Consider the following 22320-nt stretch of genomic DNA (forward strand, 5'->3'; position numbering starts at 1 on the left):
TTTATAATCGTTTCTTAATAATAAAATTTTACACCGGCCGGGTAACGCTTTCTGCGTTTTTAACGCCTAACTTTTCTTCCATCTCTTCCAGCGAAACGCCTTTGGTTTCCGGCATTCTGAACAATACCCAGAGCAATTGTCCGGTCATCATCACCATGAAGAACAGGAAGATCTTGGCGGGGCCGATGGCGGGATTATTGGCAAAAAATGGAAATACGCTGGTGATAAGCGCCGCCATGATCCAGTGAACGGAACTGCCCAGCGACTGACCGTAAGAGCGTACCTGGTTGGGGAAAATCTCGGAGATAAATACCCATATCACAGCACCCTGACCAATGGCATGAGAAGCAATGAAAAGAAATACCAATACCGGCACTACCATCCCGCCGAGGTATTGGAAGTAAAATGCGGCGGCGATGGCGCCTAAAGAAATGATGTATCCGACAGATCCGATCAGCATCAGGCTTCTGCGCCCCAGCTGATCTATCAGCCAAAGCCCCAGCATGGTAAAGATCATGTTTACAAGTCCTACTCCGGCGCTTTGCAGGAAGGCAGCACTTTTACCCATACCCGCCAGTTCAAAAACCCGCGGGGCGAAATAGATGATGGCATTGATACCCGAGAGCTGGTTAAACATGGCTACCAGCACAGCCATGATAATAGGTTTGGCATAACGTTTTGAAAAGAAAACCGACAAACTGGCTCTTTCCCTGTCGGCGCTCACCTCCTGTTGAATCGCCCGGATAGCATCATCTACCCCCTCCGGATCCGATACCTCCAGGATTTTCCGGGCAGCGGCATAGTCATTCCGGTGCACCATTAACCAACGCGGACTTTCCGGTACAAACCAGAGCAACGCTACAAACAGGGCTGCCGGTATGGCCAGTACTCCCAGCATCCAGCGCCAGGCTTCAGCCCCCTGAGCCGTTAGCAGGAAGTTGGAAAAATAGGCGAGCAAAATCCCAAATACGATATTAAACTGGAAGGTGGCCACCAGTTTTCCGCGGCTTTTGGCAGGTGCAATTTCTGAAATAAACATCGGAGCCACTACAGAAGAAGCTCCCACTCCCAAACCGCCGATAAAGCGGAAAATCATAAAAGTAATAACATCATGCGCCAACGCAGAACCCAGGGAAGATATAAAGAAGATAATACCAATCCAGAGCAATACTTTTTTGCGGCCGTACTTTTCCGCCGGGATGCCTCCCAGCAATGCGCCGATAATGGTGCCATATAATGCTGCAGCCAATGCCTGGCCGTGAACTACATCACTTAAATTCCAAACCTGTTGTATTTGTTGTTCGGCCCCGGAGATGACCGCTACGTCCATTCCAAAGAGCAAACCGCCGAGAGCGATCACAATGCTCCAAAATAAGAGTCTGTTTTTCATAACGTTGAATCCATCATTTTTTTGACAGCCTGAAAATAAACCCAGGCAACACTTCACTTGTTTCAATTTTGTTGCTATTACTTCTAAACTTTTAAAAACAATCTAATAAGATGATTATCAACATTGTAAAAATATAAACTTCACAGCATTTTTAATTTTTGTATCAGCTTATTTTAAAATTGTATCTCTTTATTATATTTTTGGTTGTAATGATGTCAAAAACTGCTTTTGGTTGTCTGGTATGGCTTTCCCTGCTTACTGTATTGCTGCTCCCTGCCTGTCAGGAAAAGCAGGATAAGACCTTTATAATTGGGGTTTCCCAGTTAGGTGATGCAGATGCCTGGCGCAGGGAAATGAAAGAGGAGATCGACCGGGAACTGGTATTTAATCCTGATCTGAAAATTTTATACCGGCAGGCCGACTATAACAGCCAGGAACAAGTGCAGCAGATCAGGGAGCTGGCAGCTCATAAAATTGACCTGCTGATTGTTTCGCCCAATGAAGCAGCGCCGCTCACACCTGTTATTGACAGTTTGTATAAACAAGGGATTCCTGTGGTGGTGGTAGACAGGAACATTTCGTCCGACTCCTATAACTCATTTATAGGAGCGGATAATATTGAAGTAGGCAGACTGGCCGGCCAATATGCTGCGAGCTATTTAAACAAAGCCGGTAACATTATTGAAATTACCGGTCTCCCTTCCTCTACGCCTGCCCTGCAGAGAGAAAAAGGTTTCGGCGACGAAATTGCTCATTATCCGCATATAAATATTACCGTCATAAAAGGCGACTGGCTGGAAGGCAGTGTACAACAGCAGCTGCCACAAATGAAAAAGGCGCTGCAAAATACCCGGCTCATTTTTGCACACAACGACGTGATGGCCAATACTGCCGCTACCATTTGCAGGCAACTGGGCTTCCCCGATATCAGGGTGATTGGAGTAGACGCACAACCCCGCACCGGTCTGGCTTTCGTGGAAAATAAATCATTGCTGGCATCCGTACTCTATCCTACCGGCGGAGGCGAGGCCATCAGGGCTGCCGCCAGGATCCTTCACGGCCGGGAAGCACCCAAACGGGATTTCCTGAGAACCATCATCGTAGACAGCACCAATGTGGTGATGCTGCAACAACAGTTCAACAGGGTCATTGCGCAGCAAAAGGACATTGTACGCCAGGATGGCCTGTTAAAAGAACAGGCAAGGACTTTTAAGACCCAGAAAAACCTGATCCTTATTTTGATCGGGAACCTGGCCTTGCTGTTGATGCTTTCCGGGCTATTGATTTATTTGAGAAGAAAAAATATCAGGGCCTATAAGCTGCTCCAGTCGCAGAACAATGAAATCCGCTCCCAGAGTGAGCAGATCCAGGAAATGGCGCAGCAGGTGCAATTGGCCAGCGAACAAAAGAGTAACTTTTTTACTAATATCTCGCACGAGCTGAAAACGCCGCTCACCCTCATTCTTGCCCCTACGGAAGAATGTCTGCAAAATCCTAAAACGCCCCCGCATATCCGCTCGCAGTTTACATTGATTAAGAAAAGCGCCTCCCGCCTGTCGTTGCTGGTCAATCAACTGATGGATTTTCGCAAGCTGGAGTTAAACAAAATGCGGCTGAAAATACAGGAAGTGGACATGCTTCCATTTATCAACGATATTCTCGATGCCTTTAAAGGATTGGCCAAACAACATCATATTGATTGCAGGATGATCACCCCGGAAGCATCGGTTAAACTCTGGATTGATCCGGAAAAAATAGAGAAAGTATTCTTTAATATACTTTCCAATGCTTTTAAGTTTACTGCAGATGCCGGCCATATTTATGTGATCATCGAAAAAAACGAAGCCGCTGATCATGTCACGATAAAAGTAGCAGATTCGGGATTAGGGCTCAGTGCGCAGGATAAGGAACGTATTTTTGATTTCTTTTACTACGGGGATGTACACAATCAAAATGGCAGCGGGATTGGCCTCGCATTGTCGAAAGAACTGGTAGAACTGCATCACGGAACCATTGTGGTAGACAGTGAAAAAGACAAGGGCTCCGCATTTACAATTACCCTCCCAATGGGTAACACTCACTACAGCGAGGAGCAAATCGTACCCGTCAAAGACTGGGGCTACAACAGCGAAATGGATACCTGGATTGCGGATTACAATATTGGCGCTACTCCGGCAGCTGTTCTTCCTTCACTCGCTGAATCAGTACCAGCTTCCGGTAACACGATTCTTGTTGTGGAAGATAACGATGACCTGAGGGCATTTTTGGCCAACCGCCTGAGTATACACTTTGCTGTTATCACCGCAAAAAATGGTACGGAAGGTATCCGCATGACCTTTGAGGAAATGCCGGACCTCATTATATCAGACATTATGATGCCGCAAACTGATGGCCTGCAGATGGCGCAGATACTCAAATCTGATATCCGTACCTCACATATCCCCATCATTCTGTTGACGGCAAAAACCACCGACGAGCATAAAGTTGTAGGGTTGAAAACTAACGTAGACGCCTATATTACCAAACCATTCAACAGTGAAGTGCTGGAAGAAACCATTAAGAACCTGCTGGAAAACCGCCAGCGCATGAAAACACATATTGCCGCCGACATTCCCAAAGAAGCCCTGCCACAGGCCAACAAGAGCGAAAAAGCATTCCTGGCAAATTTCAATGCGATCATAGAAAAGCATTTGTCTAACGAGAATTTTTCCATCCAGGATTTATGCGATGAAATGGGCTTGTCGAAGATTCAGCTGTACCGGAAAACAAAGCCGTTACTGGATGTAAGTATTACCGAATACATTCTCCTGCAACGGGTGCAGAAAGCGAAGTATTTAATACAGCATCAGGATTTGTCGTTCGCAGAAATAGCGTATGAGACAGGGTTTTCCACGCCGTCTTATTTTTCTACTTCGTTTAAAAAAATTACAGGGATGACGCCTAAGGCGTATAAGGAGAAGTATGGTGCGAAGGCCAGTTGAGAAATTGCGCTAATTTACAATCCCGAGCTTTGGTAGGGTAATTGAAACACCAGGGATGCGATTTTATCTGCCCGCTCAACAAGGTCGCCTTCCGACATATTACTTAGTAAAACAATGCAAAGATCAATATCAGGATAAAATTGCAGGTTGGAAAGAAAGCCCGGAACCCCTCCGGCATGCGAAATACATTTACGTCCATATAAAGAATAGCTAAACCATCCATAGCCATAAAGCCATTGATGAGGAGTGAATGCAAGTGCCCTTCTTGGGCTATCGATGAGCTGGTTTGCACAAAGTCCACGATAGAATTTATAGAGATCCATTGCGGTTGTAAAAGCAGACCCGCAGCCCGGCGCATATGTCGAATCAAAATCTATTACAGGAGAGGGCTGTTTGTTGTCCAGGGTATAGCCCGTTGACTTATCCCTGTCTGCCAGGTGCAGGAAATCAAAACCGGAATGATCCATCTGCAAAGGTGTGAATATCATTTCTCTCACTACTTGTTCGAATTTTTTGCCCGTTACTTTCTCCGCAATGGCCGCCAATAGTATATAATTGGAGTTCGAATAAGCAAACTTTTTCCCTGGCTTGTCTCCCAACGGCTCATCTTTGAAATAAGATATCAGTCTATCCATTGATACCGGTGGTGCTGAATCCGGAAGCTGTTGAACAGATTTCACTTCCAGGTAATCTTTGATGCCCGAACTATGGGTAAGTAAATTTTCGATTGTAATTGAATCTCCTTTCGGATAACCTGGAAGATAGGTCGACAAATTGTCACGAAGCCTCAGTTTGCCATCCTGGGACAGCCTCATGATGACGGTTGACGTAAACGGCTTAGACAACGAACCGATTCGATAAATGGTAGATGTATCTGCCGGTTTCCGGTTATCAATTTTCATATAGCCATATCCTTTATAGAGCAGAATATTGCCTTTATAAGCAACTAATGCCGTTCCATTAAAAGGATGTCCTTTAGGGTCGACATGTAAATAGTTGTCGATTCTGGTGGATAGGGATTGGGCATGTGCAGATACAGATAATATGGTTCCGGCAAAAATAAAATAGATCAGCTTCATGGTTTGTAATGCTATTACACCATAAGCTATTATTTTTATATATCTGAACAAAAAAAAGGATATTATTTATATTTTATTTAACAGCCTGCAATTTTCTGTTCATCCCGTACATTATAGCAAGCATTCGCTTTAATGTACTGTGCAAAGGAGGCATGGCTGGTGTACTACCGTCATTCTAAAGCACCGGCATCACATAACTGTACACCGCATACCTTAGCTCGCTCCAGGCCTGCGTGCCCGGGAAAGGCTTACCGGGATACAACTCCTGTTGCACAGGCACAAATACGATCTTTACCCTGACGGCTGCATGCCCCCGTGTAAGCTTTTCCGGCAATAAAAATTCATCATCGCGAAAACGGCGGTTGGAAGTTTGTACTTTGTATAAACGCTTATCCAGCTCACCTTTGGGATCAGAATACACACAGGTGTTGGCTCCTGCCAGGTACCAGATGCCGGCATAATGCCATGTCACATTGCCGTGCTGTTTTTCTTTCCCGGCGTCTGCCACATAAACGACTGCTTTCTGATTCGGACAGCTGTAATCCAGGGTACGACGCAGTAAAGCGCCTCTGTTGCGGGCATCCAGCCTGACGGTAAACTCGGAAACACCGGTTGTATAGCGGCCGTCTTCTACCTGCTCCGGGTATATTTCCTGTCCGGGAACATATCCGGGTATCTTAGCCGGATTCATCCCCCAGGGATGCAGGGGCAGAGAATCTATTCCCCATTCGTAGCGGGAGTGGATCACGCTGACCGGGGAGGCTTTGGGAGACAGGTACTGGTGCGCTTTTTCGTCTGCCACATTGCCGATATCGAGGCTGTCTGTTAACAGGAGTGTTGCAGCCGGCAGGCCGTACCAATAAGCCACTGTTTCATAATGTTCCGTAGAAAGGTTTTCCCCGCCGTGTTCCAGCCGGATAACAGCGCGGCGGCCAAACGGCATGCAATCTGCCAGCAGAAAACGATAGGCAGAATGAATAAGATCCTTCTCCTGCTTAGCCTCTTCTTTTTTCCGCACACCGCAGGGATGACCGGCAAAAGGCAAACTCATGTTTTCTCCGCCCCAGTAGTCGCCGCCACCACCCCATTCCTCGGTGCCTGTGCCATAGGCCTGCGGCGTTTGACTGTCGTCGAAAAAGAAGCGGGGATCTCCTTCCAGCGTACCCAGGAAACCATCATGCGAAAAAATAAAAGAGGTACCTGCAAAATTACCTGACCAGGTTTCATGGTCTTCTATTCCTCGTGTATCCAATAACGTGAGATCCTTTCCCAATTCAGGATGTGCAATATCCCGATAGGTAGCATGGAAATAACTGCTTTGCTCAGGCAACTGCCTGCTATGCTCAAAACGGATCTGGTAGCCAATTTCGGTATCATCCGGTGTTATTCCGGCCAGCTCAAACCTGGCCGAACGGAAGAAAGGCATCGGGTAATAACAGGCTAATTCCACGCGGTTATTCGGATAATCGTAGCGGATGCTGAGGGGAAATCCTTTCACCAGGTATTCGTGCTGCTCCCGGTTATACAAAGTGCCCGCACCAAAAAACAGGCAAAGTGGTGCATCAATGGAAGGCGTGGTACGATCATCCCAGGTGACCAGTAACCGCAGCCGCTCCAGTTTTTCGGCCCGCTGTAACGGCAGCGTCAACCGGAAGGCACGTACCACAGCGGATGCCCTGATATCTGCCAGCAGCAGTCTTTCTTTATCCAGTTTGATGCTCCCTTCCTTCTTCGGAATATGCTGAGGCGCAATATCCGTACCAGCGCGACTGAGCAAGTGCACCACATCCGCAGGTGGCTGCTGGTTGCTGTTCCAGGATCGAATGGGTTGCGACAGGTATTGTTCATTTGCATACAGCTGGTAGATGTAATACCCGGTGCCATAACGGGTACGGGAGTACGCCAGCTGCATGGAATCACGGAAACCTATCGGTGTCCACACCAGGTCGGCGCCTTTGGTAGTGCTCCACGTATAAGCCAGCGGCTCAGGAAAAGCAGCTGCCGGAAGAAAGGTAGTTTTGCTGAATTTCTTTACCGCATTTACCGGATCTGCCGTGGCGGTTTCCTGTATGATATGATCTTTGCCATCTACTGTATAATGCCAGGGACTGCCATGCCAGTGATTGGTACGCACGAAATAAAGAACGCCTTTTCCTGCTACATCCAGCGTAATATTCCGGTCTTCGTCCTGCATGAACAGAAAATGACTGGCATCAGCAGATTCATTTCCCCCGCTGCGGTCGTATGTGCTACGCATATAGGCCCTGGCCCCAATCCGCTGATTGGGCCATAAATGCCACAAACGATAAGCATCTGTTCCAACAGGTATTACCGGCGGCTTTACAGATGATTGTGCGATAACAGTTTGTATGGTAAACGGTGCAGCAAAAAGCAACAGGAGCATACGTGTCTTCATAACATGGAATACTTCCAATAAACCTAATAAAAATCTGTTGCTTATGCAATCCCCTTTTGCCCCGATGAGCATGTTATACCCCTTTTTGTCGCAATTCATCCCTCAACTTGTCGTTTTCATACCGTGTCAAACTCAAAAAGGAATTCCACCTTTGTATGGTCAATAAAATCCAAACTAAAAGTAAACAGCCTTATGAAAAATATACTCAGGCTTAAATCGATACTATTACTAATTGCAATTATACTTACTGCATCACCATCAAACGCACAACAAATGAAACCTTCCGGCAGCGGCTATGCGCCTGTTAATGGCACCAAAGTTTACTATGAAGTATATGGCGAGGGCAGGCCTATCGTATTACTGCACGGCGCTTTTATGACCATTAATTCAAATTGGGGGGAATTGATCCCTGAGCTGTCAAAAACAAGGAAGGTGATTGCCATTGAATTACAAGGACATGGACATACACCGTTTTCAGAAAGAAAATTATCACATGCTACCTTAGCGAGCGATGTGGAAGGAGTAATGGACTACCTGAAAATTGACAGTGCTGATGTTGCAGGATATAGTTTTGGCGGCGCTATAGCTTATAAATTCGCTATACAAAGCCCTAAGCGGTTAAGAAAACTGGTAATCATTTCTGCTACTTATAAAAATACCGGCTGGCTACCTGCAGTAGGTAATGCGTTTAAAGCCATGAAACCCGAACTCTTTGCGAATAGCCCTATGCAAGTCGCATACGATGCTGTAGCACCTGATAAAACCAAATGGACAAAGTTCCTCGAGCAGATGATTGCTTACGCTAAGGAGCCATTCAACTTCGGTGACGCTAATATTTCAAAAATTTCTGCGCCTGTATTAATCATATCCGGCGACAACGATGGGCTGGATAAAATTGAGCTGATAAAAACATATCAATTATTGGGAGGTGCTGTTGCTGCCGGTCTGGAGCCAATGCCAGCATCCCAGCTGGCCATTGTTCCTTCACAGGGGCATGTTACCCTGATGATGCAAACAGCAACGATTTTGGGTTATCTGGATGGCTTTTTGAAGTAACCGGTCGCGCTATTGGCGGTTGTCGTTACCCCATCATCCCCTGATGATGGCTCCACAACTTCGCATATACGCTATCTTTCTTCATCAGCTGAAAATGTGTCCCTTCTTCCGCCAATAGCCCATTTTCCAATACCATAATCTTATCTGCATTCACCACAGTACTCAGCCGATGCGCAATCACAATCACTGTTTTTCCGGCATCACGCAGTTGCTGCATCACTTCCTGTACCATATGATCAGAGATAGGATCCAGCGATGACGTAGCTTCATCCATGATCAGCACCTGCGGATCGCGGTAAAGCGCCCGGGCTATGGCCAGTCGCTGGCGCTGTCCCCCGGAAAGATTAGCGCCGTGCTCACCGAGCAGGGTATTGAAACCATCCGGCAGTTGTTCGATGAATCCCGTAATATCCAGCCACCTGGCTACTTCGAGCACACGTTGCATGTCAGGCTCAAATTCACCGACTGCAATATTGGAGGCCACGCTTCCATGAAAGAGATCGATGTGTTGCGGTACCACACCTACCCAGCGGCGCAGACTTTCGGGATGTATATACCGGATGTCCGTTTGCCCGATAGAGATATTCCCTTCCTTCAATGGATAAATATTCTGCAACAGCGCCATCAGCGTTGATTTTCCGGATCCGCTCTCTCCTACTATGGCCGTAATGCTTCCCTTTTGAATATGCATGCTGAACTTCCGGAACACTTCTTTCCGGGTACCATAGCTGAAAGAAACATTGTTAAAAGTAATATCTCCGCTATGTTCCGGAGAGAGATCCATTTTATTGACAGTATCTTCCTGTTGCAAATCCATGATCTCAAAAAGCCGGTCAGCCGCAATGAGCGCATCCTGCACGCTTCTGTTGGCGCCGATAAGACTGGCAGCGGGCCCTGTAAAGTAATTGATCAAAGCATAGAACGATAATAACGCACCTGCGCTCAGCTGTTGATCCAGCACATAAGTGGAGCCCGTCCACAGGATGATGATCACAAAAAAGTTAGTGATAATACCCGCAAAGCTGCCGATATACAGGTTCGCCATAGATGAATGGTAGGTAGTTTGCAACACCTGCACGAAGCGGCTTTCCGTTCTCATATTGGCGTATTCTTCAAGTGCAAAGCGTTTGATCGTGGCTACGCTGTTCAGCGATTCTACGAGCTGACTGCCCAGTTCCGCGTTTTCTTCCATCAGCCGGCGCTGGTACTTCTTGTTTATCCTGTTACTTACCGCATAAATAATGAGGAACAACGGAATGATGAGCAACATGATCAACGATAATTTCCAGTTATAACTGAACATCAGCCCGAAAGAAAATACTACGATAAAACTATTCACCACCAGGGATATAGATACATCGTTGATGAAAGCCCGGATCTTGATGGCATCATTAATACGGGAAGTTATCTCCCCTACCCGCATCGTATCGAAAAACTGCTGAGGCAGCAGGAGCAGATGCTTATAATAGCCGAGTATCAGCCGGGCATCCAGCTGCTGACCGGTTTTGAAGATGAAAATACTTTTCAGGTTACCGATGAACAGTTGTAATACGAGGATGATCAGCATAGCTACGCTAAGCATATTCAACAGATTCCTGTTTCCATCTACCAAAACATTATCTACAATTTTTTGTACATAGATAGATGTAGACAGCCCCAGTACAGTATAGATCATCGCTCCGAAGATAGCCTGTATCACTACTGACCGGTGCGGGCGCATCAGGTACCAGAAACGTTGCAGGTGCGATACTTTCCTGTTACCGGCCTGGAACTCATCGCCGGGGAGCAGCAGCACCAGCACGTTGGTCCACATGGCTTTGAATGCCTCATGGGTAAGCTTATGATACTGGCCATCGCCCGGATCCATCACCACTACATGTTTGGCGGTTACCTGGTAGATGACCACAAAATGTTGCAGCATTCCGTTCATCACCACATGAGCCACGGCAGGTTTAGGAATGCCGGCCAATGCCTCAAACGGGCCTTTCACTCCTTTAGCCTGGAATCCCAGCTGCTGGGCGGCGGTGATCACCCCCAGCACATTGGTGCCCTTTTTATCAGTGCCGGCATATTGCCGGATCACCGCAATGGGAATCCGGAGTTTATGCCAGGCGGCTACGGAAGCCAGACAGGCAGCACCGCAGTCGGTAATATCGTGTTGTTTGATCTTCGCCCCGCGTTTAAGCCGGGCAGAATGATTAGCGCTCATGTTTCAGTGATAAAAGATCAGTTCTTGTTTTCCGCTACACCAGCAACCACAGGGCTCTTCCGGTTATTCGGGTTGATCCAGTCGTCGGTTTTATCGTACAATAACTGGAACAGGCTGCGCTTCGTGAGGATGAACCTGGCCTGCAATGTCATGCCCTTTTTTAACGATGCGCTCACCCCATGGGTGGTGCTAAGTGTGGTACTGGCAAAGCGGCATCGTACCTTAAATGCCGGCTGATTGTTGATGAGTACAAAGTCGTTATCGATAGATAGTATTTCGCCTTTCACCATCCCCCATTCGTTATAATTAAAAGCATCTACCTGGAACCTGACAGGCATTCCTTTTTTTAAGTAGCCAATATCCCTGGGAGAAACATAGCATTCAGCGATCATATTGGAGTCTGGTGAAATCACTCCCAGCAGGTCGCCTGTTTGCACGTAGCCTCCGGCATACTTCCCGGTAAATTGTTGCAGGGTACCACTCACGGGTGCTTTGATAAGGTTCCATTCTTTTTCTTTGGTGAGCTGCCGGTTATCCGCGCGCAGGCGATTATCGTCCAGTCGCAGCTGGTTGAGGTCAGTAGCCCAGGTACTGCGCTGTTGTTGTACGGCAGATGTATAAGCCGCTTTACTTTTTTCGTAGTCATATTTCCGGTCGAGGTATTCCTTTTTTGCGATTACTTTTTCTTTGAAGAGCTTCTCGTACATCTCCAGGTCGAGTTTCAGCTTTTCTACGGTGGCGGCCTGTTCCTGCAGGGAGGCGTTGAAGCGGGCATATTGCTGCTGATACAATGAGGATTGCAGCCTGCTGCCACCGGCTACCAGTGTTTCGAGGTCCTTTATCTGGGTTTCCCGCTGCGATAGCTCGAAATTATTCTGCGTCAGTTTGCTGTTGCTGATATCTTCCTGTAAACGCAGGAGTACCTGTCCTTTTTGAACGCTGGCACCATCGGTTACCAGTATCTGTTCTATGGTACCTGCAACCAGGCTCCGCAACTCCGTTTTTTCGGTGATGGGCCGTACTATTCCGCTGGCGGCGATAGAAACATCTACCCTGATGAACGGCAAAGCTGCCAATATACACAGGATAGCTAACAGTACGGTGATGTAAATGATCTGGGTATGAACACGTACCCTGGGCAGCCAGTTAAATACGGAACGCTGCATGATGGCAGCAGGAAAGAGCGCGGGCTTCATGAACGGGATCAAATGGTCTGATCTAATATAGCCAATTAGTGTTCAGGAGAGGCAGGGCGGTAGAACAAAGGATAAACTGAACAACATAATTTAAAATGAATGAAAATGAACACCCTATCTGAGCGGAGTTAATCCTGAAGGGTTTAATTTAGAAATAGTAATAATGTTCAGAGAGTCGTGAACTGATAGTAGAGTTAATCGTCATTTATGCCTTCCTTCAATCTATAGCGGATTTATACGGTTGCCTCGTCATCGGAGGGCAAGTTTTTCACCGTATTCCATCACTTAAAAATAAATTATATGAACAACTTCGAACAACTGACACAGTTAACAGAATTGAATGCTGAAGAGGCTATGGATATCAATGGAGGTGGCCTTGTGAGCGGCCTCCTATATGAACTGAATTCGGTTCTTCCTCAAGCGTATACACAAGCGTTGTCGAGAATCGTTGATGAGTTGCATAATGATCTCATGAAAGGATCGGAAGTCGTAGAGCATGATCTTTTGCTTGTGCTATCTGCTATCAAAAAAATAACACTTTAATCAAAAAAATACGACAATACAGGGATCCCTTTGGGAAATGCGGAAGGCTTTTAATTCCAGAAACCGGGCTCTTATTTCATCACCCAAAATAAATCATATGAAAAACATTGAACTCCCCGAGCAATTTACAGCATTGAATGCCAGTGAAACCATGGATATCAATGGTGGCAGCCTGGGCTCTCTTGTGAGCACCCTTGGGAACGGGCTGGGCACTACGTCCGGCACCTTACAGAGCGGTACCAATAAACTGCTTGGTACAGCAACTGGTGGTATAGGCCAAACCCTCTCAACCCTGTGGTCTGCGTTGCATGTCCAGGTAACCGTAGGGTAATGGACTGAAGAGGCTGTTCCGGGTAAAGGGCAGCCTCTTTAGATTCTGGCGATATTGCCTTCCGGTAAAATGCGGCGAAGATTATATAGCATTTCGAATACTGTATAATTTTCGCTACATTACTTCTCTATGAAAAAACGCATTGCTTCTCTGGATATACTGCGAGGCATGATAATGGTAGTCATGGCGCTAGACCATGTCAGAGATTTCACTACCAACACCCGGTTCAGCCCTACCGACCTGGCGCAAACCACCCCTGCCCTGTTTTTCACCCGGTGGATCACGCATTTCTGTGCTCCCGTATTTATATTCCTCGCCGGTACCGGCGCTTTCTTTTATGGTGTAAAGCAGCATAACCCTGCGCAACTCTCCCGTTTTCTGTGGACCCGCGGCCTGATGCTGGTTATCTTTGAATTCACCATTATGAATTTTGCGAATACCTTTAATTTCAATTACAATCTTATTATACTGCTGGTACTCTGGGTGATTGGTATGTGCATGATCATTATGGCTGCACTGGTACGTCTCCCGGTTAAATGGATAGCTGCCATAGGCCTGCTGCTCATACTGGGACATAATGCGCTGGATGGCATTAAGGCAGAGCGCTTTGGCTCCCTGCGTGCAGTATGGATGATATTGCATGTGCCAGGGGTGTTAACCATCTTCGGAAAAACAACAGTGGTATTCGCGTATCCCATCATACCCTGGATAGGCGTAATGGCCGTTGGTTATAGCTTCGGCCCTGTATTTCAGATGGAAGTGCGTCGAAGAAGAAAGATACTATGGCAGCTGGGTATTGCCACCATATTGGCATTTGTACTGATCAGGGGTATAAATATTTATGGAGATCCTGTACCGTGGTCTTCTCAAAAAAACACGTTGTTTACCTTTCTCTCTTTTCTCAATACCAACAAATACCCGCCTTCTCTCTGTTTCCTGCTGATGACATTAGGGCCTGCATTTGTATTATTGGCTGTTATAGAGACAGGAACAGGCAAGGTGGGCGAATTTTTCATCGTGTATGGCAGGGTGCCGCTCTTTTATTATATCGTACATTTTTACCTGATCCATATTTTTTCACTGGTACTGGGCGTCATACAAGGCTTTCCTGCAACAAACTTCCTGCAATTCGTTGATGGCTTTCCGGCTGGTTACGGATTAAACCTGTGGGGGGTATATGGTGTGTGGATTTTAACGGTGCTGGTAATGTATCCGCTCTGCAAATGGTATGGTGGTTTGAAAAGCAGGAGTAGTAGTGTGTTGTTGAGTTATGTTTGATGTCGTGGTATCCCCCTCCCCGCTCATCCCAATTTAACTTTAAGGTAATATTCGCACAATACCTTAGCACCCAATATGGACCATCTGCATGATCAAGAGTTACTTGCATTGCTGAAAGAAGGCAACCACCATGCTTATGAGCAATTATTTGTCCGTTACTGGAAGCTGGTCTTTACAATAGCGCACCATAAATGCGGCGATGAACATGCCGCCCTCGACATTGTCCAGGATATATTTTTTCACCTATGGGAAAACAGGCAGCAGCTCCTTATTACCGGTAATTTTACTGCCTGGCTAACTGCCGTGGTCAAACATAAGGTGATCGACTGGTACCGGGCAACAAAATCACGGGATCAACAGAAAGCAATGCTGCTGTTGCAATTACAGTCACAATCGGCCGGAGAAGAAAAAGCAGTTAACCACGCCGCTATCCGTCAGCTGCAGACCGATTTCCATAATGCTGTTGAACAGCTCCCCGAACGCATGAAAGCCGTCTACCTGATGAGCCATCATGCCAACCTGCCTATTGCAGAAATAGCGCGTAAGCTGTCGCTAAAACCTCAAAGCGTAAAGAATCATTTGCAAAAAGCAAAGGAGAAACTCCGTAAAATGCTGGAGCATCACTTATCATTGTTCTGGTAACAATTTCGTAACATACCTGATAGGGTACTCTCAGCTATTCCCTCCGAGATAACAGGGTATGGAACAATCACCGCAACCCATTAACGACCTGTTGCAAAAGTATCTGCAGGGAGCATGCACGCCAGCCGAGGAAAAAATGGTGGATGAATGGTACGATCAACTGGCCATCACATCCGGCACGTTTACCGACGAGCAAAGCAGGCTTAAAGAGGCTTACCTCCGCGAACGCCTGCCTGCCCTGCCTGCCCGATTGCGCGTTTCCCGCAAACGCATATTAGCACGGGTGAGCATAGCGGCAGCCCTTACCGGCATACTGGTCACCACCTCCATATACGGCTATCGCTACCTTCGCAGCCGCACTGAAAAAAACTATACCTGGCAACTGGCATCCACCAATAATCAACAGAAAAAGATCCTGCTGCCCGATGGTACGGAGGTATGGCTCAACAGGTTCTCTCAGCTGGAGTGGCAGGAACCATCAACTGATAGCATCCGGCTCGTAAAGTTGCAGGGGGAAGCGCTATTCCGCGTTTCCACTCATCCAACACGGCCGTTTGTAGTGCAGGCTGCCGGCACGCGTACCATTGTGCTGGGTACAGCGTTTAACGTAGAAGCCTATACGGATGAAAAACAGGTGAAGGTAGCGCTGCTGAGTGGGAAAGTCCGCTTCCACCCTGCGGATACTGTTGCTGATGCCCTGCTCCAACCGGGTAAAATGGCGATCTGGTCAAAAGAACTTAACAGTATGCAGGTAACAAATGTGAGTGATAATGTAAGTGCCTGGACAACCGGCTTCACCGTATTTAATGAAGTACCGCTGTCAGAAGCTATTGAAAGGCTGGCAAAACGCAATAACTGGCAAGTGATCTGGAAGAATAAAAACCGCCCGCAAACGCCTGTATCCGCCACTTTTGCAAGGGAAACACCCGCTCAGATGCTGGCAGGCATTACTTTCATACATCAACTGAAATACCGCTTACAGGGAAATACATTAGTCATCTATTAATCACATACTAACAGAAAAAAGGGAGCTGCTACGAACAGCCCCCGGAGAAAATTAAAAAAAATGATAAGCAAATGTAACATGATTTTGGGGCAATCCCAAAAACGGATGTGTCGTGCCTGTTGGCGTCCATGGTGGGGATATATCCTTTTATGCCTGTTGTACTGCCCCGTTGCCGCGGTGGCGCAAACCTATCAGCTGTCTGAAAAGATCTCGCTGTCTCTTACCGGCACTAATGCAGCGGCGGTACTGGAAGCGGTAGACAAACAAACCAATTTCAGTTTCACTTATTCAAAAGCAGATTGCCGGGCCATCTCCATTGAAAAGATCAACTGGCACATGGTACCGCTGCAACAGGTATTAACGGAGCTGAAAGACAGGTACCACCTGCAATATCTTGTGGTAGGAGGCACTATTTCTTTTAGCCTGTCCGCTAACACAGGTACTGATCAAAAAAAGCATGCTGTCAGCTCCTCCGTCCTGAAAGGAAGAGTGGTAGATATGGAAACTGCGCAACCCCTGCCCGGCGCCACCGTACAGCTGGAAGGTACCAGCAAAGGCGCGGCTGCAGATACCCGCGGTTATTATGAGTTGAAAGATGTTCCTGCAGGTAAGTATACTTTACTGGTATCTTTTATCGGTTATCAGCATAACCAGGTACCTGATATCAGGGTGGATTCTGGCCGTACCACTGTATACAATGTGCGGCTAACTGCCGGTAAATCGTTAGATGCCGTAGTGGTAACCGCCGGCCCACACAGGCTCAAAGCGGTATCCTATTCCACTGAACGTGAAATCATCAGCGAGATACGGGGCGCCAATGCAGTGGTATCAGGTATATCCAATGAACTTATCAATAAACTGGCCGACCGTAATGCAGCGGAAATTGTAAAGCGAATGCCCGGTATAACGGTAACGGATGAACGTTTTATTGTGGTACGCGGCATGAATGCCCGCTATAACCAAACTTACCTGAATGGCAGTCTTGCTCCAGGTACAGAGCTTTATACACACGCCTTTGCGCTGGATCTGCTGCCCTCTCCCATTATCGACCGCATCCTGGTTTATAAATCTCCTACCCCCGATCTGTTTGGTGATGTAACGGGTGGTTCAGTGAAAATCTTCACCAAAAACGCCAGGCCGGTACGCCACTTCGATGTAGGCGTACAAGTGGCAGGAAGAAGCACTACCACTTTTAAAAACGGCGCAACCTACGACGGCGGAAAGCTGGATTGGCTGGGCTTCGACGACGGCATCCGCACGCATGCCACTGGTATACGGCCGGCTTCCGGTCAAAAAGACTTCTCCCAACAACCACTGTTGCAGGCTTTTTCTCCGGATCTGCAAACCGGCAACAAACGCATGGGGCCCGATATCCAGGCCTTTGCCAACTACTTCGACAACTTCAGACTGGGTACTGCCCGTCTTTATAATTTCACGATGGTGAATTATACACGGGAATACCGGATACAACAGGTATATCGTCAAACCGGTAACCTGTATTCACTCAGCTTTGGCGACTACGGACTTACTACCGATGAAAACAAGATCAGCCGCGCTAATCAGTCGATCGAGAAAGGCCGGATCAACATCATGGAAAACCTGCTGCTGAAATTAAATAGCCGCCACTCCATTGAATGGAAGAATTTCATACTGAATGAAGGCAATAAGAATACGTCCATTGCGCTGTCGCAGCCTAATATGCTGCCGGTGCAGGATAGCTCGCAGCGGCTCCGCAATAAAGAAATACTGGAATCGTTTGAGCAGCGAACCCTTTATTCAGGCAGTCTTACGGGAACGCATACACTGGATAAAAGAGCACAACATTCTTTGCAATGGGGCGCGGGCTATAACTACTATAAGCAACAGGTACCCGATCAAAGAAACATCCGGTTCTTCGGACAGCAGGGGCTGCTGGCAGCAGCCGGCAGCAATGGCTCCAGCTATCGCGATGTATACCTCGGGATGATGAACCGGAGCTTTATCACCAACAACGAAGAAAACTACTATGCTTCGCTGGATTATACATTCACCCCGTTTTCACTGCTGCAGCTCAGGGCAGGGACCTATCAGCTGTTCAAGAATCGCCGGGTAGACCGCCGCTTCTTCCGGGTGAACAGAGCCGGACTGGAAGGCATAGATCCCGCAGGATTCGGGAACCTTGATCCCGGTATCCACGACAATTTTGGCAAGAGTGATCCGAACCTGCTGAATTTCCGCGAAGAAGATCTGGGCCGGGTATGGACGAATACCTACTTCCGGCAGGATGGTACAGGGCTCGCCATCTACGACGCTACACAACCTACCGATAGCTATGTGGCGGATGAAAAGTGCAGTGCATTTTATCTGATGGGAGATGCACAGTTATTGAACCGGCGCCTGAATCTGGTAGGCGGGTTGCGCGTGGAAAACGATCATCAACGTTTATCCGCTGCCGTTATTGACAACGGCGCCTTCGTACCCTTGTTGATCAAAAAGCCGCTTATAGTATGGCTTCCATCCCTGAATGCCACCTATACCTTTGCTGACTCAGCGCTGGTAATCCGCGCAGGGTACGGCAAAACCATCAACAGGCCCGAGTTCCGGGAGCTTTCTCCATTTTCCGACTACGACTTTATGAATGACGTAACGATCACCGGAAATCCTACCCTGGTAACGGCGAAAATAGACAACTATGATCTGCGCTTCGAATGGTACCCACGCCAACAACAGGAAATGATCAGTGCAGGCGTGTTTTACAAGCGGCTGAAAAACCCAATAGAACAGATACGCAATGATAAATCTGGCGCGGTTTCTTTTATGCCCACCAATATCAGCTACTGGAATGCCGACGAAGCATCTGTATTGGGCGTGGAAGCAGAAATACGCAAGAGTCTTTCATTCCTGCCCGGAAGTTTCTTCAGGCAGCTGTCTGTCATGATAAATGGTGCATGGATACGTAGCAGAGCCAATAAAAGCATGAAGGGCGACAGTACCGGATATACGGCGCTTTACAGCACCTTCAAAGACCGGCAGCTGCAGGGCCAGGCTCCCTATGTGCTGAATGCCGGCCTGTTCTACGACAACCCCGGCTGGGGACTGAAGGCATCCGCCACCTATAACGTTTCCGGACCTACGATATATGCAGTATCCATGGTATCAACGAAGGAAGCACACGGTAGCAGCGACAAAGATCCCAATGGCAATCCAACGGATCAATCCTTCATACGTCCTAATTTGCTGGAACTGCCGCGACAGCAACTCGATATTGCTGTTACACAAAGACTTTACCGCTCGCTTAATATGAAGGTCAGCATTCAGAACCTGCTGGATCAGGCAGTGCGTATTGCGGAAGATCATGATTACGACAATAAATATACGCCTGAGAAAAATACAGGCATCGCCAAAGGCAGCGGGGGCACTTTTGAAGGACCACTATACAAAGGAGATAACATTTTCAGAAGTTACAAGCCCGGGCGTTACCTGTTGTTTTCGTTTATATACTCCTTTTAAAAATAGCTTATGTATCATACAACATCTTACAAAATAAATAATATCATTTGCTGGGGACTATTGCTGTTCCTGGGATTGGGATGCAAAAAGGTTGATAAAAATGATGCCCTGCTGCATAAGATTTATTCAGTACTTAGAGAAGGTAATCTCTATCGTGCAGATGGCTCTTTCTTTTATTATCAATACGGCAATACTGCCAACACAATAGTGCCTGGTGATACACTTACCATAGGAGGAATATTGGGCGGTGCAGACGCTCACCGGGTGGTTAGCATCGGCGACAGTACACTGGATATTATTTACCAGACCCAATTCAGAAGACCCAATAAAAGTATCGGGGACACTGCGTGGATCACAATAGACTATCTGAAATGTATCGTTAAAAAAGGTTTACTCACCGGCAACAATGTACCCGTGACTATCACGGTTAATGGCACTACTGTAGATGCGCCATCCATCAAACTCCAGCAGTTCACCAGTATTCCGGGGGCTACCGATACCACGCTGGTAGTTGAAAAAGTGGCTGCCTGGATGCCTGATAACCCGGATACCTATGCAGGGCTTTCACTCTGGCGTAGCGGCGTTGTAACCAGTGCCGGTAATATCTGGTTCTACAATCAACCTGGCGGTATCTTTAAAATAAGTAATGGAGCCACTTCATCTGTATTACGTACAGGCACTCACGTTACTCCTTCTACCGGAACTGCGTTTGACGTGGTAAGTATTATAGGTTTTACGGTAGACATGGATGAAACAGCTGTCTATTTTTCAGCGTCTACCAAAGAAGCGACTGCTGATACGGCACTATACTACATCACCCGCTTTTGCAGGATGGATCCGGCTTCGGGGGCTGTAACAGTACTGAACCGTTCTTTATTCATGAAACCGGCGGCCTCCTATCAGCGTTCCAGTGATCTGGTTACGCTGCAATATGATCCGTCGAAAAATTACCTGCCTGCTGAAGGGAATCTGGCTGATGCAAAACTGGCGCTGGGCAATCTGCAGGTGGCATTGGATGGTACGTTACTGGCTTCAAATTTTGCCTATAACACCGTTGTCACACCTAAAAGTCCACTCGCAGGTAATCCTAAATTCCCGCAATTCAGCGACCCGGCCTGGTATGCCTCCCGCGATTCTTTTGCTGCACGTACCTGGTATGGATATGGAACTGGCAATATCACAAGCGGTGTGAATAATTTTGTTCGTATACGGGGCGGACAAGTAAAATCGCTGGCGAAACCTTATGCCAGTGCACCCGTTCCCGGAAACGCTATTTTCTTTTATAGTGGTCAGCAAATGAGTCCGGATGGCCGGTTTATTTATCAGGTGTACTCTCCTGCTGCTCAATTGCATATTATTTCAACGGAAGATATGGAAGAAGAAGTGGTTGGTCAGCCTGGTTATGAATTTTCCTTTTCATCTGTCGACGCCACTGCTACCGGGTATCATCACCCTACCGTCATGCTCCAGAGTGCCAATTTTGTGAACTATTACATACTGTCTAACGGCGACGGTGTTTTCTTTCCGGGTGGATACGGCTATCCCGGCAAATCTTTGCTGAGCGTCAATTTCAGCAAACATAACGCTTACGCCTATGCGGGAACGGAAATAGGTATTAACAGGGATGATGTACCCGGGCAGGATCAAACAACCGGCAAAACTAAATGGGTCAATTTCTCACCGCTCAGGCGTGGACTGGAAGGCGCCAACTTCTTCATCGGTTTCGATCGCCATAATAACCTTTATTTCAGATCTATGAACACTACAGGTTTTGGGGCAAAAGTTCAGCCCATGGAGATTTACAGGATTAAAAAACATTAAGCTTATTTCATGAATACACGATTTATTTTCTTACTTGTTCCGGGCATTATTGCGCTGTCGGCCTGCAGCAAGGTTTCATATGAAAAAGATGCGGCTTATGCGGAACTGGCTTTTTTTAATGCCTCTTATACATTGGATGCTTTTCTGCCCGCTAACCCTGGCAGCAACGAAAGGGTATTCCTGCCAGTTACAAATGCCGGAAAACAGTCGGCTTTACTCACGGGGAAGATGCCTTATTTTACACCCGATGAACGGGGCGCCCGCCAGGATTTTCCGGCTATTAATCCTCAGAACACTATCCCCTGGTCGGTATTTGATCATTGCATGCCGGGTAACTATAATATGGATATTCGTCTGCATACTCCGGATGCCACCAGTAGTTTTACTTTTCCAATTGCAATACAGCAGCAACAGCGCTATACCTGCCTGTTATCTGACAGTCTTGGGAATTATGCAGCTACCCTCCTGTTACAAGAGTCAGCCACTCCCATTGCCGGGGTTAGGTTACGGCTCGTACAGCTCTGTCCGGATGCGGATTCGGTGAATGTACGCGTCGGGAATAACCTGGTAAACGGTCTGCGGAATATGCGTTACGGCAGTACGTCTTCTTATATCAACTATCCTTTGGCGGCAGACAGTGTACTAAAGATCCGGATTTTCAATGCCCGTGATACTTCAACCGTCATCGCCAGAAATGATCTTGCAGCAAGCCCCGGGCAGTCTTATCTACTCATTCTTAAGTACTACAGAAACCCGCATCAGTACGTAACCTCTACTGGTAAAACGGTGAATATTATACCAAATGCACAGCTGGATATACGAAAAACAGAATAGTATCAAATGCCGTCGCCGGCTTTCACTTTTTAAGTGAGAGCCGGCCAGC

The 22320-nt window shown here is 47.2% G+C and carries 15 protein-coding genes; 10 read left to right on the forward strand and 5 right to left on the reverse strand.

Translation table 11 applies throughout. From position 1 onward, the window contains the following. Window positions 1-28: 28 nt before the first annotated feature. Entirely contained in the window at window positions 29-1390 is a 1362-nt protein-coding gene (locus UNH61_RS15660; RefSeq protein ID WP_326992901.1) for a sugar porter family MFS transporter, read from the reverse strand. Between the two features lie 209 nt (window positions 1391-1599). On the opposite strand from UNH61_RS15660, the gene UNH61_RS15665 reads away from it, so the two are divergent. Then, window positions 1600-4371, forward strand: a complete 2772-nt coding sequence (locus UNH61_RS15665) for a substrate-binding domain-containing protein (protein ID WP_326992902.1) — start codon at window positions 1600-1602, stop codon at window positions 4369-4371. A 14-nt stretch (window positions 4372-4385) separates the two neighbouring features. Here the strand turns inward: UNH61_RS15665 and UNH61_RS15670 are convergent, their stop codons facing one another. Then, entirely contained in the window at window positions 4386-5450 is a 1065-nt protein-coding gene (locus UNH61_RS15670; protein ID WP_326992903.1) for a serine hydrolase domain-containing protein, read from the reverse strand. A 175-nt stretch (window positions 5451-5625) separates the two neighbouring features. Next, on the reverse strand, window positions 5626-7866 hold the full coding sequence (locus UNH61_RS15675; RefSeq protein WP_326992904.1) for a DUF2961 domain-containing protein: 2241 nt from the start codon (window positions 7864-7866) through the stop codon (window positions 5626-5628). A gap of 192 nt (window positions 7867-8058) precedes the next feature. On the opposite strand from UNH61_RS15675, the gene UNH61_RS15680 reads away from it, so the two are divergent. Next, window positions 8059-8922 carry an alpha/beta hydrolase gene (locus UNH61_RS15680; protein ID WP_326992905.1) on the forward strand — a complete coding sequence of 288 codons (864 nt, stop codon included), beginning with the start codon at window positions 8059-8061 and terminating at the stop codon, window positions 8920-8922. Between the two features lie 25 nt (window positions 8923-8947). Here the strand turns inward: UNH61_RS15680 and UNH61_RS15685 are convergent, their stop codons facing one another. Both UNH61_RS15685 and UNH61_RS15690 read right to left on the reverse strand, forming a co-directional pair. Then, window positions 8948-11131 carry a peptidase domain-containing ABC transporter gene (locus UNH61_RS15685; RefSeq protein WP_326992906.1) on the reverse strand — a complete coding sequence of 728 codons (2184 nt, stop codon included), beginning with the start codon at window positions 11129-11131 and terminating at the stop codon, window positions 8948-8950. Between the two features lie 17 nt (window positions 11132-11148). Next, entirely contained in the window at window positions 11149-12327 is a 1179-nt protein-coding gene (locus UNH61_RS15690) for an HlyD family efflux transporter periplasmic adaptor subunit (protein ID WP_326992907.1), read from the reverse strand. Window positions 12328-12627: 300 nt separating this feature from the next. Between UNH61_RS15690 and UNH61_RS15695 the strand changes: the two genes are divergently transcribed. From UNH61_RS15695 to UNH61_RS15730, 8 genes are all read left to right on the forward strand, one after another. Beyond that, window positions 12628-12870 carry a hypothetical protein gene (locus UNH61_RS15695; RefSeq protein ID WP_326992908.1) on the forward strand — a complete coding sequence of 81 codons (243 nt, stop codon included), beginning with the start codon at window positions 12628-12630 and terminating at the stop codon, window positions 12868-12870. 97 nt (window positions 12871-12967) lie between these two features. Next, window positions 12968-13201 carry a hypothetical protein gene (locus UNH61_RS15700; protein WP_326992909.1) on the forward strand — a complete coding sequence of 78 codons (234 nt, stop codon included), beginning with the start codon at window positions 12968-12970 and terminating at the stop codon, window positions 13199-13201. Between the two features lie 129 nt (window positions 13202-13330). After that, window positions 13331-14479, forward strand: coding sequence for a heparan-alpha-glucosaminide N-acetyltransferase domain-containing protein (locus UNH61_RS15705; RefSeq protein ID WP_326992910.1), 1149 nt, complete (start codon window positions 13331-13333; stop codon window positions 14477-14479). Between the two features lie 75 nt (window positions 14480-14554). Further along, window positions 14555-15121 (forward strand): sigma-70 family RNA polymerase sigma factor, encoded by a 567-nt coding sequence (locus UNH61_RS15710; protein WP_326992911.1) that lies wholly within the window; start codon window positions 14555-14557, stop codon window positions 15119-15121. Between the two features lie 58 nt (window positions 15122-15179). Continuing rightward, complete coding sequence (locus UNH61_RS15715) at window positions 15180-16127, forward strand: FecR domain-containing protein (protein WP_326992912.1); 948 nt, start codon at window positions 15180-15182, stop codon at window positions 16125-16127. Between the two features lie 105 nt (window positions 16128-16232). Beyond that, window positions 16233-19616, forward strand: coding sequence for a carboxypeptidase-like regulatory domain-containing protein (locus UNH61_RS15720; protein WP_326992913.1), 3384 nt, complete (start codon window positions 16233-16235; stop codon window positions 19614-19616). Window positions 19617-19625: 9 nt separating this feature from the next. Further along, window positions 19626-21437 carry a hypothetical protein gene (locus UNH61_RS15725; protein WP_326992914.1) on the forward strand — a complete coding sequence of 604 codons (1812 nt, stop codon included), beginning with the start codon at window positions 19626-19628 and terminating at the stop codon, window positions 21435-21437. Between the two features lie 9 nt (window positions 21438-21446). After that, the gene (locus tag UNH61_RS15730) at window positions 21447-22271 is read left to right on the forward strand and encodes a hypothetical protein (protein WP_326992915.1); all 825 of its coding nucleotides are present in this window, start codon (window positions 21447-21449) and stop codon (window positions 22269-22271) included. The last annotated feature ends 49 nt before the right edge of the window (window positions 22272-22320 follow it).

It is taken from the genome of Chitinophaga sp. 180180018-3 (assembly GCF_037893185.1).
Lineage (GTDB): Bacteria > Bacteroidota > Bacteroidia > Chitinophagales > Chitinophagaceae > Chitinophaga.

Excerpts from the sequence above, each read along its gene's own strand:
- UNH61_RS15660 (WP_326992901.1), bottom strand. The coding sequence starts at position 1,390 with ATGAAAAACAGACTCTTATTTTGGAGCATTGTGATCGCTCTCGGCGGT.
- UNH61_RS15665 (WP_326992902.1), top strand. The coding sequence starts at position 1,600 with ATGATGTCAAAAACTGCTTTTGGTTGTCTGGTATGGCTTTCCCTGCTT.
- UNH61_RS15700 (WP_326992909.1), top strand. The coding sequence starts at position 12,968 with ATGAAAAACATTGAACTCCCCGAGCAATTTACAGCATTGAATGCCAGT.
- UNH61_RS15675 (WP_326992904.1), bottom strand. The coding sequence starts at position 7,866 with ATGAAGACACGTATGCTCCTGTTGCTTTTTGCTGCACCGTTTACCATA.
- UNH61_RS15685 (WP_326992906.1), bottom strand. The coding sequence starts at position 11,131 with ATGAGCGCTAATCATTCTGCCCGGCTTAAACGCGGGGCGAAGATCAAA.
- UNH61_RS15705 (WP_326992910.1), top strand. The coding sequence starts at position 13,331 with ATGAAAAAACGCATTGCTTCTCTGGATATACTGCGAGGCATGATAATG.
- UNH61_RS15710 (WP_326992911.1), top strand. The coding sequence starts at position 14,555 with ATGGACCATCTGCATGATCAAGAGTTACTTGCATTGCTGAAAGAAGGC.
- UNH61_RS15720 (WP_326992913.1), top strand. The coding sequence starts at position 16,233 with ATGTGTCGTGCCTGTTGGCGTCCATGGTGGGGATATATCCTTTTATGC.
- UNH61_RS15670 (WP_326992903.1), bottom strand. The coding sequence starts at position 5,450 with ATGAAGCTGATCTATTTTATTTTTGCCGGAACCATATTATCTGTATCT.
- UNH61_RS15715 (WP_326992912.1), top strand. The coding sequence starts at position 15,180 with ATGGAACAATCACCGCAACCCATTAACGACCTGTTGCAAAAGTATCTG.
- UNH61_RS15680 (WP_326992905.1), top strand. The coding sequence starts at position 8,059 with ATGAAAAATATACTCAGGCTTAAATCGATACTATTACTAATTGCAATT.
- UNH61_RS15730 (WP_326992915.1), top strand. The coding sequence starts at position 21,447 with ATGAATACACGATTTATTTTCTTACTTGTTCCGGGCATTATTGCGCTG.
- UNH61_RS15725 (WP_326992914.1), top strand. The coding sequence starts at position 19,626 with ATGTATCATACAACATCTTACAAAATAAATAATATCATTTGCTGGGGA.
- UNH61_RS15690 (WP_326992907.1), bottom strand. The coding sequence starts at position 12,327 with ATGAAGCCCGCGCTCTTTCCTGCTGCCATCATGCAGCGTTCCGTATTT.
- UNH61_RS15695 (WP_326992908.1), top strand. The coding sequence starts at position 12,628 with ATGAACAACTTCGAACAACTGACACAGTTAACAGAATTGAATGCTGAA.